The sequence below is a fragment of the Paraburkholderia piptadeniae genome (genome assembly GCF_900007165.1).
Taxonomy (GTDB): Bacteria; Pseudomonadota; Gammaproteobacteria; order Burkholderiales; family Burkholderiaceae; genus Paraburkholderia; species Paraburkholderia piptadeniae.
This window is the reverse complement of the sequence record NZ_CYGY02000008.1, coordinates 52871-66486: the sequence shown is the minus strand read 5'-3', so window position 1 is coordinate 66486 and position 13616 is coordinate 52871. Positions and strand designations below refer to the sequence as shown.

At 64.2% G+C, this 13616-nt stretch carries 12 protein-coding genes and 1 pseudogene; 8 read left to right on the top strand and 5 right to left on the bottom strand.

Annotated elements, in window-relative coordinates:
• Positions 1-84 precede the first annotated feature (84 nt).
• The 8 genes from BN2476_RS02640 (at position 85) to BN2476_RS49260 (ending at position 6837) form a co-directional block, all read left to right on the top strand.
• Entirely contained in the window at positions 85-1161 is a 1077-nt protein-coding gene (locus tag BN2476_RS02640; RefSeq protein ID WP_087732610.1) for an AI-2E family transporter, read from the top strand.
• 43 nt (positions 1162-1204) lie between these two features.
• A complete protein-coding gene (gene hda, locus BN2476_RS02635) occupies positions 1205-1957 on the top strand; it encodes a DnaA regulatory inactivator Hda (RefSeq protein WP_087732609.1) in 753 nt (250 codons plus the stop codon).
• Between the two features lie 34 nt (positions 1958-1991).
• Positions 1992-2678 carry a histidinol-phosphatase gene (locus BN2476_RS02630; protein WP_087732608.1) on the top strand — a complete coding sequence of 229 codons (687 nt, stop codon included), beginning with the start codon at positions 1992-1994 and terminating at the stop codon, positions 2676-2678.
• On the top strand, positions 2675-4306 hold the full coding sequence (gene pcnB, locus BN2476_RS02625) for a polynucleotide adenylyltransferase PcnB (protein WP_087732607.1): 1632 nt from the start codon (positions 2675-2677) through the stop codon (positions 4304-4306). The genes BN2476_RS02630 and pcnB overlap by 4 nt, the downstream gene beginning before the upstream one ends.
• Before the next feature lie 48 nt (positions 4307-4354).
• A complete protein-coding gene (folK, locus tag BN2476_RS02620; protein ID WP_087732606.1) occupies positions 4355-4957 on the top strand; it encodes a 2-amino-4-hydroxy-6-hydroxymethyldihydropteridine diphosphokinase in 603 nt (200 codons plus the stop codon).
• A gap of 11 nt (positions 4958-4968) precedes the next feature.
• Positions 4969-5649 carry a deoxynucleoside kinase gene (locus tag BN2476_RS02615; protein ID WP_162497857.1) on the top strand — a complete coding sequence of 227 codons (681 nt, stop codon included), beginning with the start codon at positions 4969-4971 and terminating at the stop codon, positions 5647-5649.
• 42 nt (positions 5650-5691) lie between these two features.
• Complete coding sequence (gene panB / locus BN2476_RS02610) at positions 5692-6507, top strand: 3-methyl-2-oxobutanoate hydroxymethyltransferase (protein WP_087732604.1); 816 nt, start codon at positions 5692-5694, stop codon at positions 6505-6507.
• A 198-nt stretch (positions 6508-6705) separates the two neighbouring features.
• Positions 6706-6837 (top strand): hypothetical protein, encoded by a 132-nt coding sequence (locus BN2476_RS49260; RefSeq protein WP_268957851.1) that lies wholly within the window; start codon positions 6706-6708, stop codon positions 6835-6837.
• Between the two features lie 33 nt (positions 6838-6870).
• Here BN2476_RS49260 and pabB read toward each other — a convergent pair whose 3' ends face one another.
• From pabB to grpE, 5 genes and pseudogenes are all read right to left on the bottom strand, one after another.
• A complete protein-coding gene (gene pabB / locus BN2476_RS02605) occupies positions 6871-8751 on the bottom strand; it encodes an aminodeoxychorismate synthase component I (protein ID WP_087732603.1) in 1881 nt (626 codons plus the stop codon).
• Positions 8752-8775: 24 nt separating this feature from the next.
• Positions 8776-9909, bottom strand: coding sequence for a molecular chaperone DnaJ (gene dnaJ / locus BN2476_RS02600; protein WP_087732602.1), 1134 nt, complete (start codon positions 9907-9909; stop codon positions 8776-8778).
• 261 nt (positions 9910-10170) lie between these two features.
• A complete protein-coding gene (dnaK, locus tag BN2476_RS02595; protein WP_087732601.1) occupies positions 10171-12123 on the bottom strand; it encodes a molecular chaperone DnaK in 1953 nt (650 codons plus the stop codon).
• Between the two features lie 281 nt (positions 12124-12404).
• Positions 12405-12809 (bottom strand): annotated as a pseudogene (locus BN2476_RS02590) (thioredoxin family protein); the annotation flags it as partial.
• Positions 12810-12827: 18 nt separating this feature from the next.
• The gene (gene grpE / locus BN2476_RS02585; protein ID WP_087732599.1) at positions 12828-13427 is read right to left on the bottom strand and encodes a nucleotide exchange factor GrpE; all 600 of its coding nucleotides are present in this window, start codon (positions 13425-13427) and stop codon (positions 12828-12830) included.
• Positions 13428-13616 lie beyond the last annotated feature (189 nt).

The following is a 13616-nucleotide window of genomic DNA, read 5'->3' as shown; positions in this document are numbered from 1 at the left end:
TAAAATGCGATTTTACCCGATGCCGGCCGCGTGGCTGGAATTTGAAACGCCGCCTCCGACGACACGACACCTGGGAAAGCCGCTTTGCAGCAAAACAGTCCGATCCTCACGCCGTATCAGCGCCGCGCCTTCATCTGGCTTGCCATCGCGCTAGCCGTGGGCATTCTCATCTGGCTGCTGAGCCCCGTGCTCACGCCGTTCCTGCTCGGCGCAATCCTCGCTTACATCCTGCAGCCGGGCGTCGCCTGGCTCATGCGCCGGCGCGTGCCGCGCGGCCTCGCCGCGCTTCTGATGATGCTGCTGTTCGTGTTGATCGTCACGCTGCTGGTGCTGCTGGTGCTCGCCGTCATCCAGAAGGAAGTGCCGCAACTGAAACAGCAGGTCCCCGGATTCTTCTCGCACCTGCACGTGTGGTTGCAGCCGAAGCTCGCCGTGCTGGGCCTGACCGATCCGCTCGACTTCGCGAGCATCCGCGACATGGTGATGAGCCAGCTCGAAGGCAGCGCGCAGACGGTCGCGCTGTATGCGTGGACGTCGATCCGCACCAGTTCGAACGTGATGATCACGTTGGTCGGCAATGTGGTGATGGTGCCGCTCGTGCTGTTCTACCTGCTGTACGACTGGAACGCGATGCTCGCGCGCCTGCGCGGCTTTATCCCGCGCCGCTGGTTCTCGAAGACGATCCACCTCGCACGCGACATGGATCACATGCTGTCGCAATACCTGCGCGGCCAGTTGCTCGTGATGGGCGTGCTCGCCGTGTTCTACGCGGTCGCGCTGTATATCGCCGGCTTCGAGATCGCGCTGCCCGTGGGCATCTTCACGGGGCTCGCCGTGTTCATCCCGTACATCGGCTTCGCGACGGGCCTCGCGCTCGCGCTCGTCGCCGCGCTGCTGCAGTTCGGCAACTGGTACGGCTTCGGCGCCGTTGCCGTGGTTTACGGGATCGGCCAGATACTGGAGAGCTTCTTTCTGACGCCGCGGCTCGTCGGCGAGCGGATTGGCCTGCATCCGCTCGCGGTAATCTTCGCGCTGCTCGCGTTCGGCCAGCTGTTCGGCTTTTTCGGCGTGCTGCTCGCGCTGCCCGTAAGCGCGATCCTGTCGGTCGCGCTTCGAGAGTTGCGGCAGAGCTATCTGTCGAGTTCGCTTTACAAGAATTGATCACCTGTCGGGTTATTCAGGGCTCATTTACGGCTTATCTATCGTGTCGCGCCAACTGACGCTCGATCTCGGCACCCCGCCGCCATCGACATTCGACAACTTCTTCGCCGGCGCCAACGCCGAGCTGGTCACGCGCCTGCGCGAACTGGACGCGGCGCTCGCGGCGGGCCCCGTCGCGGACCGCACGTTCTACGTGTGGGGCGAGACGGGCAGCGGCCGCACGCATCTGCTGGAAGCGCTCGTCCACGAAGCGCCGCCGGGACACGCACGCTATGCCGGCCCGCAGAGCAGTCTCGCCGCGTTCGCTTTCGACCCTTCCGTCGCGCTGTATGCAATCGACGATTGCGACCGCCTGTCCGGCGCGCAGCAAATCGCAGTCTTCAACCTGTTCAACGAAGTGCGCGCGCATCCGACGAGCGCGCTCGTCGCGACGGGCAACGCCGCGCCGATGGGGCTCGAAGTGCGCGAGGACCTGCGCACGCGCCTCGGCTGGGGCCTCGTGTTCCACCTCGCGCCGCTCGCCGACGAAGGCAAGGCAGCCGTGCTGAAGCACGCGGCGCGCGAGCGCGGCATCAATCTCGCCGACGACGTGCCCGCCTATCTGCTCACCCATTTCCGCCGCGACATGCCGAGCCTGATGGCGCTGCTCGACGCGCTCGACCGTTTTTCGCTCGAACAGAAGCGCGCGGTGACGCTGCCTCTGTTGCGCACGATGCTCGCGTCGCCCGGCAACGGGGGCAACAGTGGCAACAGCGGCGGCGACGGGCCCGACGGCCCGCGCCGTATCGCGTCCTGAGCCTCGTCATCCGCTTCAAGTAAAATAGTCCCCCATGGCCAACCTCGCACTCTTCGACCTCGATCACACGCTCATCCCCACCGACAGCGACCACGAATGGGGACGCTTCATGGTGAAGCTCGGCATTGTCGACGCCGAGAATTTCGCGCGTGAGAACGACCGCTTCTATGCCGACTACAAGGCCGGCAAGCTGGATATTCATGCGTATCTGGTCGCCATGCTGACGCCGCTCGCGAAGTATTCGCGCGAGCAGCTCAAGGCGTGGCACGACCAGTACATGCACGAAGTGATCAAGCCCGCGATCATCCCCGCCGCGATGGAACTGGTGCGCAAGCATCGCGACGCAGGCGATCTGTGCTGCGTGGTCACTGCGACCAACGAGTTCATCACGGCGCCGATCGCCGAAGCGTTCGGTGTCGAGAAGCTGATCGCGTGCGAAGTGGAGACGGTCGACGGCCATCCGGCGTCGGCCTACACGGGCTTTCCGAAGGGCACGCCTAGCTACCGAGAAGGCAAGATCGTGCGCACGGAGGAGTGGCTCGCGTCGCTTGGCAAAACCTGGTCGGACTTCGAGCGCAGCTATTTCTACAGCGATTCGCACAACGACATCCCGCTGCTCGAAAAGGTCACCGACCCGATCGCGACCAACCCTGACGACACGTTGCGCGCGCACGCGCAGAAGCACGGCTGGCGCATCCTCGAACTCTTTCAACCCACGTGATCAAGAAACTCATTCGCAAGCTTTTCGGACAGGACGCGGACTCCGCCGACGAGGCCGTGCCGTCCGCTCCAACCGACAACAATCCGCCCGACGGCAATGGCCATGAACGCGCTCGCACGGGCCGCACGGCCGCCGCGTCGAAAGGCAGCGCTGCATCGCCAAAAGGCGGCTCGCGCCGCAAGCCGGCCCCGGCAGCCGTACCCGAGCCGGACGCGCCCGTCATCATCTCTTCCGATATTCACGGCATCGACCCGTCGCTGATTTCGCGCAACGCGATCCGCGTCACGGAAGGCCTGCAAGAAGCGGGCTTCCGCGCGTTCATCGTCGGCGGCGCGGTGCGCGATCTGCTGCTCGGCATCGCGCCGAAAGACTTCGACGTCGCTACCGACGCCACGCCCGAACAGGTGCAGAAGCTCTTTCGACGCGCGCGCATCATCGGACGGCGCTTTCAGATCGTGCACGTGCAGTTCGGCCAGGAAATCATCGAAACCTCGACGTTCCGCGCGCTCGTCGACGCGCCGGCCGCCGACGCCAACGTCAGCGCCGCGCCGCCGCGCCGCCTGAAGCGCGACGAACTGGACCGTCGCACGCATGCCGTCGACGCGAGCGGCCGCGTGCTGCGCGACAACGTCTGGGGCGAGCAGCACGAAGACGCGACACGCCGCGACTTCACCGTCAACGCGATGTACTACGACCCCGCCACGCAGACGGTGCTCGACTATCACAACGGCATGTCCGATGTGCGCGCGCGCCTGTTGCGCATGATCGGCGACCCGGCCACGCGCTATCGCGAAGACCCGGTGCGCATGCTGCGCGTCGTGCGCTTCGCCGCGAAGCTCGATTTCGAAATCGAGGAAGCGACGCGCGCGCCGATCACGGATCTCGCCGATCTGATCAACAACGTACCCGCCGCACGTCTCTTCGACGAGATGCTGAAGCTGCTGCTGTCGGGCCATGCGCTCGCGTGTCTGCAGCGTCTGCGCAAGGAAGGGCTGCACCACGGCCTGCTGCCGCTGCTCGACGTCGTGCTCGAACAGCCGCATGGCGAGCGCTTCATCACGCTTGCGCTGAACAACACCGACGCGCGCGTTCGCGCGGGCAAGCCGGTCTCGCCGGGCTTTCTGTTCGCCACACTCCTGTGGCACGACGTGCAGCAACGCTGGCAGCAATACCAGGCGAACAGCGAATACCCGGTGCCAGCGCTGCATCAGGCGATGGACGACGTGCTCGACATGCAGACGGAAAAGCTCGCGATTCACAAGCGCTTCTCGTCGGACATGCGCGAGATCTGGGGCCTCCAGCATCGCCTCGAAAAACGCTCGGGCCGGACCGCGCTGAAGCTGCTGGAACACCAAAGATTTAGAGCGGGGTATGATTTCCTCCTGTTGCGCTGCGAATCGGGCGAACTGGATGAGTCGGTCGGTTCGTGGTGGACGGAGTTCATCGAAGGAGACGCCGCCGCGCGCGAGGCACTGCTTGCGCAAGGCGGGAAGGACCGGACGCCCAGAAAACGACGGCGACGCAGCAGCCGCAACCGCAGCAAACAGGGCGACGGAATGGAGGGCGGCACGGGTTCAGGAAACCGCGCAGCAAACGATGCGAGCCAAGACGGCCCGTGTGAAGACTGACGCAGTTCCGGCGCGCGCCGTCGAACGCAAGTTGCAGGAAGTTATGCCATGACGGTTGCCTATCTCGGCCTGGGCGCGAATCTCGGGGACGCGCGCCAGACCCTGAAAGACGCGGTGGTGTGCCTCGCACAACAGCACACCATCACCGTGCTCGCGAAATCGAGCCTCTATCGAACCGCCCCGATCGACGCGGGCGGCGATGACTATCTGAATCTCGTCGTGAAGCTCGAAACGACGATGCCCGTGCGGCATCTGCTCGCGCTGTGCCACAAGATCGAGCATCAGTTCGGCCGCGAGCGCCCCTTTCGCAACGCGCCGCGCACGCTCGATCTCGACATCCTGCTTTACGGCGAACACGCAATCGACGAACCGGATTTGATCGTGCCGCATCCGCGCATGACGGAGCGCGCGTTCGTGCTCGTGCCGCTCGTCGAAATCGAACCCACGCTGATCATTCCGCAACGCGGCCGCGCCGATTCGTTTCTTGCGGCCGTCGCCGATCAGCGCATCGAAAAGATGAAGTCGGCATGTCAATGTCCGATGATGAATGCGGCAAATTCAGCGGCAAACTCGGCGACAGACGCAGCGACAAGCTCGACAAAAAGCGGTGACAACGAAGCGGGCCGCGCCCCCAAGGGCGGTAGCCGATGAACTCGCTGCCGATGACCGCCCCGCCACTTACCGTCACCGCACCCGACCTGCGTCCGCCGCACGGCTATCTGACGATCGAAGGACCGATCGGCGTCGGCAAGACCTCGCTCGCGCGCCGTCTCGCGCAACGCTGGTCGATGCACGAACTCTTCGAGCGCCCGCACGAGAATCCGTTTCTCGAACGCTTCTATCGCGACACATCGCGCTATGCGTTGCCCGCGCAACTTAGCTTCGCGTTGCAGCGCGCGCAGCAGGTGCAGGACATCGACGCGCTGCGCACGGCGGGCACGCCGCTCATCACCGATTTCATGACGCAGAAGAACGATATCTTCGCGCGTCTGACGCTGCAGGACGACGAATATCAGCTGTATCGCGCGCTGGCTGCGCGGCTCGAAGTGCCTGGCCCGGCGCCGGATCTGATCATCTATTTGCAGGCGAGCCCCGAGGTGCTGTTCTCGCGCATCCAGAAGCGCGCGGTGCCGATGGAGTTGCAGATCTCCGATGCGTACCTGCGCTCGCTGTGCGACGCGTACAACGAGTTCTTCTATCACTACGACGGTGCGCCCGTTCTCACAGTCAACGCCGAACATCTGAATCCGCTCGATTCCGACGCGGACCTTGCTTTGCTCGTTGAGCGCGTCGAAACGATGCGCGGGCGCAAGGAATTCTTTGTCAAAGGCTCCGCGCTATAGCGTCTGGCTGTAGCGCGCTGCCGCACTTCCAACGGACATCCCATGACCTATTTGCAGGAGACGAGCCGCAGCGCCGTCACGGTCCCGAAACTGCAGGCGATGCGCGCGGCCGGCGAGAAAATCGCCATGCTCACGTGCTACGACGCGAGCTTCGCGGCGCTGCTCGACCGCGCGGGCGTCGACGTGCTGCTGATCGGCGACTCGCTCGGCAACGTGCTGCAAGGGCAATCGACGACGCTGCCCGTCACGCTCGATGACATCGCTTATCACACGGCCTGCGTCGCGCGTGCGCAGCCTTCCGCGCTGATCGTCGCCGACATGCCGTTCGGCACATACGGCACGCCCGCCGATGCGTTCGCGAGCGCCGTGAAGCTGATGCAGGCGGGCGCGCAGATGGTGAAGCTCGAAGGCGGCGAGTGGCTCGCGGACACGGTGCGCTTTCTCGTCGAACGCGCGGTGCCCGTGTGCGCGCACGTCGGGCTCACGCCGCAATCGGTGCACGCGTTCGGCGGCTTCAAGGTGCAAGGCAAGACGGAAGCGGGCGCGAGCCAGCTGCTGCGCGATGCGCGCGCGATGCAGGACGCGGGCGCGCAACTGATCGTGATGGAAGCGATGCCGACGCTGCTCGCCGCCGAAGTCACGACGCAACTGCGCATTCCGACGATCGGCATCGGCGCGGGCGTCGAGTGCTCGGGTCAGGTGCTGGTGCTGCACGACATGCTGGGCATTTTCCCCGGCAAGCGTCCGCGCTTCGTGAAGGATTTCATGCAGGGACAGCCGAGCATTCTGGCTGCCGTCGAAACGTATGTGCGTGCCGTGAAGGACGGCACGTTTCCGGGTCCCGAGCACACGTTCTGAGTGCACGCCGTGAACGCACGCGGCGGCGAGTGGTGATACATACATCCGGCGCCGCTACTGTTGGGGTTCAGTCGCCAACTGAAGCTGAACCGGACGTCTCGAATCTTTTCGGACCGGTCCGATCCGGCGTGCAATTCCCATCGTCTATCTTCGTTCTCTTTCCAACGCGCTGACCCGCGCGTCAACGGAGAGACGACCATGAGCCCCTTTTGCCTGATCGACGTCACGAGCATTCGTGACCACGCAAGCCACTCGCATCAACACGACGTCACCTGGCACGAGCGTCTTGCCGCTTGGATCGGGCGACTGATGCATCGCCATCACGGCTGATGCGTACCCTCTCCGATCTGCCGGCCAGAACGATCAACCGATAATCCGCGCCGGCAACGCTCCGCGCAGCGCATTGCAGAGCATCAGCGCTTCTGCGTTCGACACATCGTCCCGAGTCAATACGCGCTCGCCCGCCTGCATCGCGGGATCGTCGAGCAGCACGCTCCGCATCACGCCCGGCAACACGCCAGACGACAGCGGCGGCGTCCACCACCGGCCCTCCAGCTTCACGAACACGTTTGATCGTCCACCCTCGGTCAACTCGCCTTTCTCGTTGAAGAAGAGCGTATCGAACGCATCATGCGTTTCGGCTTCGCGCCAGCCGCGATCGTATTCCGCACGACGCGTCGTCTTGTGCAGCAGCAGCGGATCTGCCGCCTGCGTCGTCGCGAACCCGTGATCGGGGCCGAGCAGCACGCCGACCACTTCCTCCGTCAGCGGAACGAGTAGCGCGGAGGTGATTTCCACCTCGCCCGCCTTGTCGAGCATCAGCCGCATCCGGTGCGGCGTGTGGGCTCGCAGCGCGGCGCATTGCGCGGCGAGCTTCGCGCGCACGGCCCCTTCGTCGAAGGCGAAGCCCAGCCAGCGAGTGCTGTTTCCAAGCCGCGCGATATGGCGATCGAGGTAGCGCACGCCATCCTCGCGCGTCGCATACATCGTTTCGAACAGCTGGAAACCGGGATCGGCTTCTGTCAGGAAACGCGCTTTCAATTTGCACTCCGCGTATTCGTCTTGCGCGACGCTATCGAGCACGATACCCGCGCCGATGCCCATTTCGCCGCGCCGCCGGCCATCTTCCGTCGGCGCACCGAGCGTCAGCGTGCGGATCGCCACCGACAGGCAAAAATCACCGCACTGCCGGCCGACCGCTTCGCCGAGATCCGGCTGCGCATCGAGCCAGCCGATTGCGCCCGTGTACAAGCCGCGCCGCGTCGATTCGAGCTGTTCGATCAGTTGCATTGTCTTGTGCTTGGGCGCGCCCGTGATCGAGCCGCACGGAAAGAGCGCGCGCAGGACCTGGGCGAGGGTGGTGCGCGCCCGCATCGTCGCCGTGACGGTCGATGTCATCTGCCACAGCGACTGATACGGCTCGATCGAAAAGAGCGCCGGTGTCTTCACCGTGCCCGTTTCGGCGATCCGCGACAGGTCGTTGCGCAGCAAGTCGACGATCATCACGTTTTCGGCGCGATTCTTGGGATCGTGGGCGAGAAAGTCGGCGGCCGCGCGGTCTTGCGCGGCATCCGCCGAGCGCGGCATGGTGCCCTTCATCGGTCGTGTACGCAGCGAAGCGCCCTTCTTCTCGACGAACAGCTCCGGTGAGCACGACACGACCCAGCGGCCGTCCGGCAACGCGATCAGCGCGCCGTAATGCACCGACTGCCGCGCGCGCACCCGCCGGAACAGCGCGGTGGGCGTGCCGAACACGTCGAAGTCGAGCCGGTATGTGTAGTTGATCTGATAGGAGTCGCCGGCGCGCAAGGCGTCGTGGATCGCGCCGATGGCCTGCGTGAACTCGCGTTCGTCAACGCTCGCCTCGACGCCGCCGATGCCCGCCACCGATGGCTCGACAGCCGCGCTGTCATATAGCGCGAGCCATGTGTCGACCTCGTCGCGCGACATCTTCTGGCAGGAATCGAACAACAAAAAACGCAGCGTGCCGGCGGCGCGCTGCGTCTTCTGATGCATGGCCTGTCCGAACTCGTAGTCGGCCAGCACGACCGCGAAAAGGCCGCCGTCCACATCGGCCGACGTCGCCTCGCAGACGGCATCCAGCCGCGCGACGTCAGTGCAGGCGCGCTCGTGCCGGAAGCCGGTATAAAGCCTGCTCGACCGGCGATCTGGAGTCGAGTCGCAGTCGTCCAGCAACGCGAAGACGGTGCCTCTTTCGTGAGCCGCTGTTTCGTGAGACGTCATGCATACCGCCAACTTCAGAGCGCGTTAGTCGAAGAAACTCTTGACCCGGTCGAACCAGCTCTTGCTCTGCGGGCTGTGACGCGCGCCGCCTTCGACCAGCGATTTCTCGAACTGCTGCAACAACTCGCGCTGCGACTCGGTGAGCTTGACGGGCGTTTCCACCTGCACATGCACGTAGAGATCGCCAGCAATGCTCGAGCGCAGACCCTTGATGCCCTTGCTGCGCAGACGGAACGTCTTGCCCGACTGCGTGCCTTCCGGCACCGTGAAGCTCGCGCGCCCTGCGAGCGTCGGCACTTCGATCTCGCCGCCCAATGCTGCCTTCGTGAACGGAATCGGCATCTGGCAATGCAGGTCGTCGCCGTCGCGCTCGAACACCGGGTGCGCCTTGATGTGAATCTCGACGTACAGGTCGCCCGACGGACCGCCATTGATGCCCGGCTCGCCGTTGCCTGCCGAACGGATGCGCATGCCGTCGTCGATGCCTGCTGGGATCTTCACTTCCAGCGTCTTGGTTTCCTTCGTCTTGCCCGCGCCGTGGCAATGCGTGCAAGGCTCAGGAATGTAGGTGCCCGTGCCGTGGCACTTCGGACACGTCTGCTGGATGCTGAAGAAGCCCTGCGACATCCGCACCGCGCCCGCGCCGTTACAGGTCGGGCACGTCTCCGGCTTCGTACCCGGCTTTGCGCCCGAGCCGTGACAGACTTCGCACGACACCCAGCTCGGCACGCGGATCTGAGTATCGTAACCGTGCGCGGCCTGCTCGAGCGTGATTTCCATGCTGTAGCGCAGGTCGGCGCCGCGATAGACCTGCGGACCGCTGCGGCCGCCGCGTCCACCGCCCGCCGCCTGGCCGAAGATGTCGCCGAAAATATCGCCGAATGCGTCGGCAAAACCGCCGAAACCCTGAGCGCCCGCGCCCGCCATGTTCGGATCGACGCCCGCGTGGCCGTACTGGTCATAGGCCGTGCGCTTTTGCGAGTCCGACAGCATTTCATAGGCTTCCTTCGCCTCTTTGAAATGCTCTTCCGCATCCTTGTTGCCGGGATTGCGGTCGGGGTGGTACTTCATCGCGAGCTTGCGATAAGCCTTCTTGATTTCGTCGTCGCTCGCGTTCTTTGCGAGGCCCAGAACGTCGTAGTAATCCCGTTTCGCCATATCGGTTCAACGCCATCCGCGCAATGCGGCGCGGCGGCTCCTCTTGAATGCTGGAGTCTCGCGACTCGTAAGGCTCGGGCCTCGACCGCAATTACGGGTCAAAAGCCGCGCCCTCCATAAAACAAATGTGCCCGGAGAGCCAAAAAGGCTCGCCAGGCGCGTGATCCGGTCGAACGTCCAGACTTCCGTCAGACGCCGACCTCCTGCAGCCGGGCTGCGCATATCGCCATGCGCAGCCTTGCGGTCAAAGAGCAACCCGGCTTAGTCCTTCTTCACTTCCTTGAACTCGGCGTCCACGACGTCGTCGGCCTGCTGCTGGCTCGCGCCCGAAGCTTCCGCGCCGGCCGCGCCACCCGCACCCGCGGCGCCTGCTGCACCTTGCGCCTGCATGTCCGCGTACATCTTTTCGCCGAGCTTCTGCGACGCCGTCGCAACCGTCTCGATCTTCGCTTCGATCGTAGCCTTGTCGCTCGAGCCGTTCTTCAGCGTCTCTTCGAGATCCTTCAGCGCGGCTTCGATCTTTTCCTTCTCACCCGCGTCCAGCTTGTCGCCGTACTCGGTGAGCGCCTTCTTCGTGCTGTGGACCAGCGCGTCGCCCTGGTTGCGGGCATCCGCCAGTTCACGCAGCTTGTGATCTTCTTCCGCGTTCGCTTCCGCGTCCTTCACCATCTTCTCGATCTCGGCTTCGGACAGACCCGAGTTCGCCTTGATCGTGATGCGGTTTTCCTTGCCCGTCGCCTTGTCCTTCGCGCCGACGTGCAGAATGCCGTTCGCGTCGATGTCGAAGGTCACTTCGATCTGCGGCACGCCGCGCGGTGCGGGCGGAATGCCTTCCAGGTTGAACTCGCCCAGCAGCTTGTTGCCCGCCGCCATTTCGCGCTCGCCCTGGAACACCTTGATCGTCACGGCCGACTGGTTGTCGTCCGCCGTCGAATACACCTGAGCGTGCTTCGTCGGGATCGTGGTGTTCTTGTTGATCATCTTCGTCATCACGCCGCCGAGCGTTTCGATGCCCAGCGACAGCGGCGTCACGTCGAGCAGCAACACGTCCTTACGGTCGCCCGACAGCACCTGGCCCTGGATCGCCGCGCCGACAGCGACGGCTTCGTCCGGGTTCACGTCACGGCGCGGTTCCTTGCCGAAGAACTCCTTCACCTTTTCCTGCACCTTCGGCATGCGCGTCTGGCCGCCGACGAGAATCACGTCGTCGATTTCGCCGACCTTCACGCCTGCGTCCTTGATCGCGATGCGGCACGGTTCGATCGTGCGCTCGATCAGGTCTTCGACCAGCGCTTCCAGCTTGGCGCGCGTGATCTTCAGGTTCAGGTGCTTCGGACCCGATGCGTCCGCCGTGATGTACGGCAGGTTGATTTCCGTCTGCTGACCCGACGACAGCTCGATCTTCGCCTTTTCAGCGGCTTCCTTCAGGCGTTGCAGCGCGAGCACGTCCTTCGACAGATCGACGCCCTGCTCTTTCTTGAACTCGCCGATGATGTAGTCGATGATGCGCTGGTCGAAGTCTTCACCGCCGAGGAACGTATCGCCGTTCGTCGACAGCACTTCGAACTGTTTTTCGCCGTCCACGTCCGCGATTTCGATGATCGAGATATCGAACGTGCCGCCGCCCAGGTCGAACACCGCGATCTTGCGGTCGCCCTTTTCGGCCTTGTCCAGACCGAACGCGAGCGCAGCCGCCGTCGGTTCGTTGATGATCCGCTTGACTTCCAGGCCGGCGATGCGGCCCGCGTCCTTCGTGGCCTGGCGCTGGCTGTCGTTGAAGTAGGCCGGCACCGTGATGACGGCTTCCGTGACCGTCTCGCCGAGGTAGTCTTCAGCCGTCTTCTTCATCTTGCGCAGGACTTCGGCAGACACCTGCGACGGTGCGAGCTTTTGCCCGTGTGCTTCGACCCATGCGTCGCCGTTATCGTGCTTGACGATCTTGTAGGGCATCAGGCCGATGTCCTTCTGCACTTCCTTTTCTTCGAAGCGGCGGCCGATCAGGCGCTTGACCGCGTACAACGTGTTCTTCGGATTGGTGACCGACTGACGCTTCGCCGGCGCGCCGACGAGCACTTCGTTGTCGTCCATGTAGGCGATGATCGACGGCGTGGTACGAGCACCTTCCGAGTTCTCGATCACCTTGACCTGGTTGCCTTCCATCAGCGCCACGCACGAGTTGGTGGTGCCGAGGTCGATGCCGATGATTTTGCCCATTTTTACTAATCTCCTGACTTTGATCGTTGCGGGCATCGCTGGCTGGCCCATCCGGCCACCGGGCGCCCCGCCCTGAATTTCAACCTGCACTCAACATAAGTGCAGCCGCATCGTTTTCAAGACCCCAAATACGATGCGGTCATTAAATTTTTTCAATCGGTACGGCCGTTGTCCGAGGCTGGTTTGCCGGTCTCGCCAGCGGCGCCCGGGCCGGATGCGCCCGAGCCGGCCGCTGCCCCGGCGCCGGACGCGCCTTGTCTGGCCGTGCCTACGCCGGACGCGCCTAGACCGGCCGTGCCTACGCCGGCCGCGCGAATTTTCTCACGAGCCGCTGCGACGGCCGCCTCGAACTGCGTAAGGCCGTGCCAGCCGGTCGCCCGGCCGAGGCGCTTGCCGCGATGAAAGAAGAACCACGTCGGCACGCCGTGCAGCATGAAGCGCCGGCCGAGATCGCGATGCTCGTAGACGTTGCTGTGAAACCACCGCAGGCCGAGCGCGCGGATCGCGTCCGGCTGCGCGAGCATCGCCTTCTTCGCGATCTCGCAGTTATAGCAGTCGAGCCCCCAGAAAAACACCACGGCCAGATCCTCCCCCGCGGACTGCAGCCCGACGTCGAAGGTCTCAGCGGTGAGTTCCTGCATGTCGAAGGCCGCGAACGCGGCGCTGTCGACGGGTATGCCGGCCATGTCGGTACGGACAGGCGCTTACTTGGGCGCCGCGACCGTCACCAGCGCCGGACGCAGCACGCGATCTGCGATCACGTAGCCCTTTTGCAGCACGGAGACGACGGTGTTCGGCTCCTGCTCGGCCGGCACCATTGAAATAGCCTGATGGCGATGCGGATCGAACTTCTCGCCGACCGGGTTCAGCGCGACGACCTTGCCCTTTTCGAGCGCGCCCGTCAGCTGACGCAGCGTGAGTTCGACGCCTTCGCGCACCTTGGCCAGATCGTCGGTCGAATGCGCAACGGCGGCTTCGAGGCTGTCGACGACGGGCAGCAGATGCTCGGCAAAACTTTCGATCGCGAATTTGTGCGCCTTCGCGACGTCTTCCTGGCCGCGGCGGCGGACGTTTTCCGTCTCCGCTTTCGCGCGCAGGAAACTTTCCTGCAGTTCCGCTACTTTCGCCTGAGCTTCCGCCAGCGCGGCGTCGACACCTGCCTGCGCGGCTTGCGCCGGCTGTTCGGCAGCACCCGCTTCCGGCTGCTGTGCCTGCTGCTCGCCCGATGCAGCTTCTGCGGCCTGGCGCGCTTCGTCGGCGGGCGTGGGGTTCTGGCTCGTCGGTTTCTCTTGCGTGTTTTCCATGTCGCTGAAATTCAAAAAATTAAGGCCAAGAAACGGCGGCAGGGTCATGCGGATCACCCGATGGGCGTCGTGCCGCTACACCCGCCGGCCGCGCATCAACCATTCAAGTTAGGGCGCATACGCCGTATTTCAAGGCACCCGCAGGTCTTTTTGCACCTTGCAGACGCCCGGAAATGCGCGGTAACAAGC

Bases quoted from the DNA above. Each gene is read 5' to 3' on its own strand.
- BN2476_RS02630 (WP_087732608.1), top strand. From the start codon at position 1,992: ATGGCCAACCTCGCACTCTTCGACCTCGATCACACGCTCATCCCCACC.
- folK (WP_087732606.1), top strand. From the start codon at position 4,355: ATGACGGTTGCCTATCTCGGCCTGGGCGCGAATCTCGGGGACGCGCGC.
- BN2476_RS02615 (WP_162497857.1), top strand. From the start codon at position 4,969: ATGACCGCCCCGCCACTTACCGTCACCGCACCCGACCTGCGTCCGCCG.
- panB (WP_087732604.1), top strand. From the start codon at position 5,692: ATGACCTATTTGCAGGAGACGAGCCGCAGCGCCGTCACGGTCCCGAAA.
- BN2476_RS49260 (WP_268957851.1), top strand. From the start codon at position 6,706: ATGAGCCCCTTTTGCCTGATCGACGTCACGAGCATTCGTGACCACGCA.
- pabB (WP_087732603.1), bottom strand. From the start codon at position 8,751: ATGACGTCTCACGAAACAGCGGCTCACGAAAGAGGCACCGTCTTCGCG.
- dnaJ (WP_087732602.1), bottom strand. From the start codon at position 9,909: ATGGCGAAACGGGATTACTACGACGTTCTGGGCCTCGCAAAGAACGCG.
- dnaK (WP_087732601.1), bottom strand. From the start codon at position 12,123: ATGGGCAAAATCATCGGCATCGACCTCGGCACCACCAACTCGTGCGTG.
- grpE (WP_087732599.1), bottom strand. From the start codon at position 13,427: ATGGAAAACACGCAAGAGAAACCGACGAGCCAGAACCCCACGCCCGCC.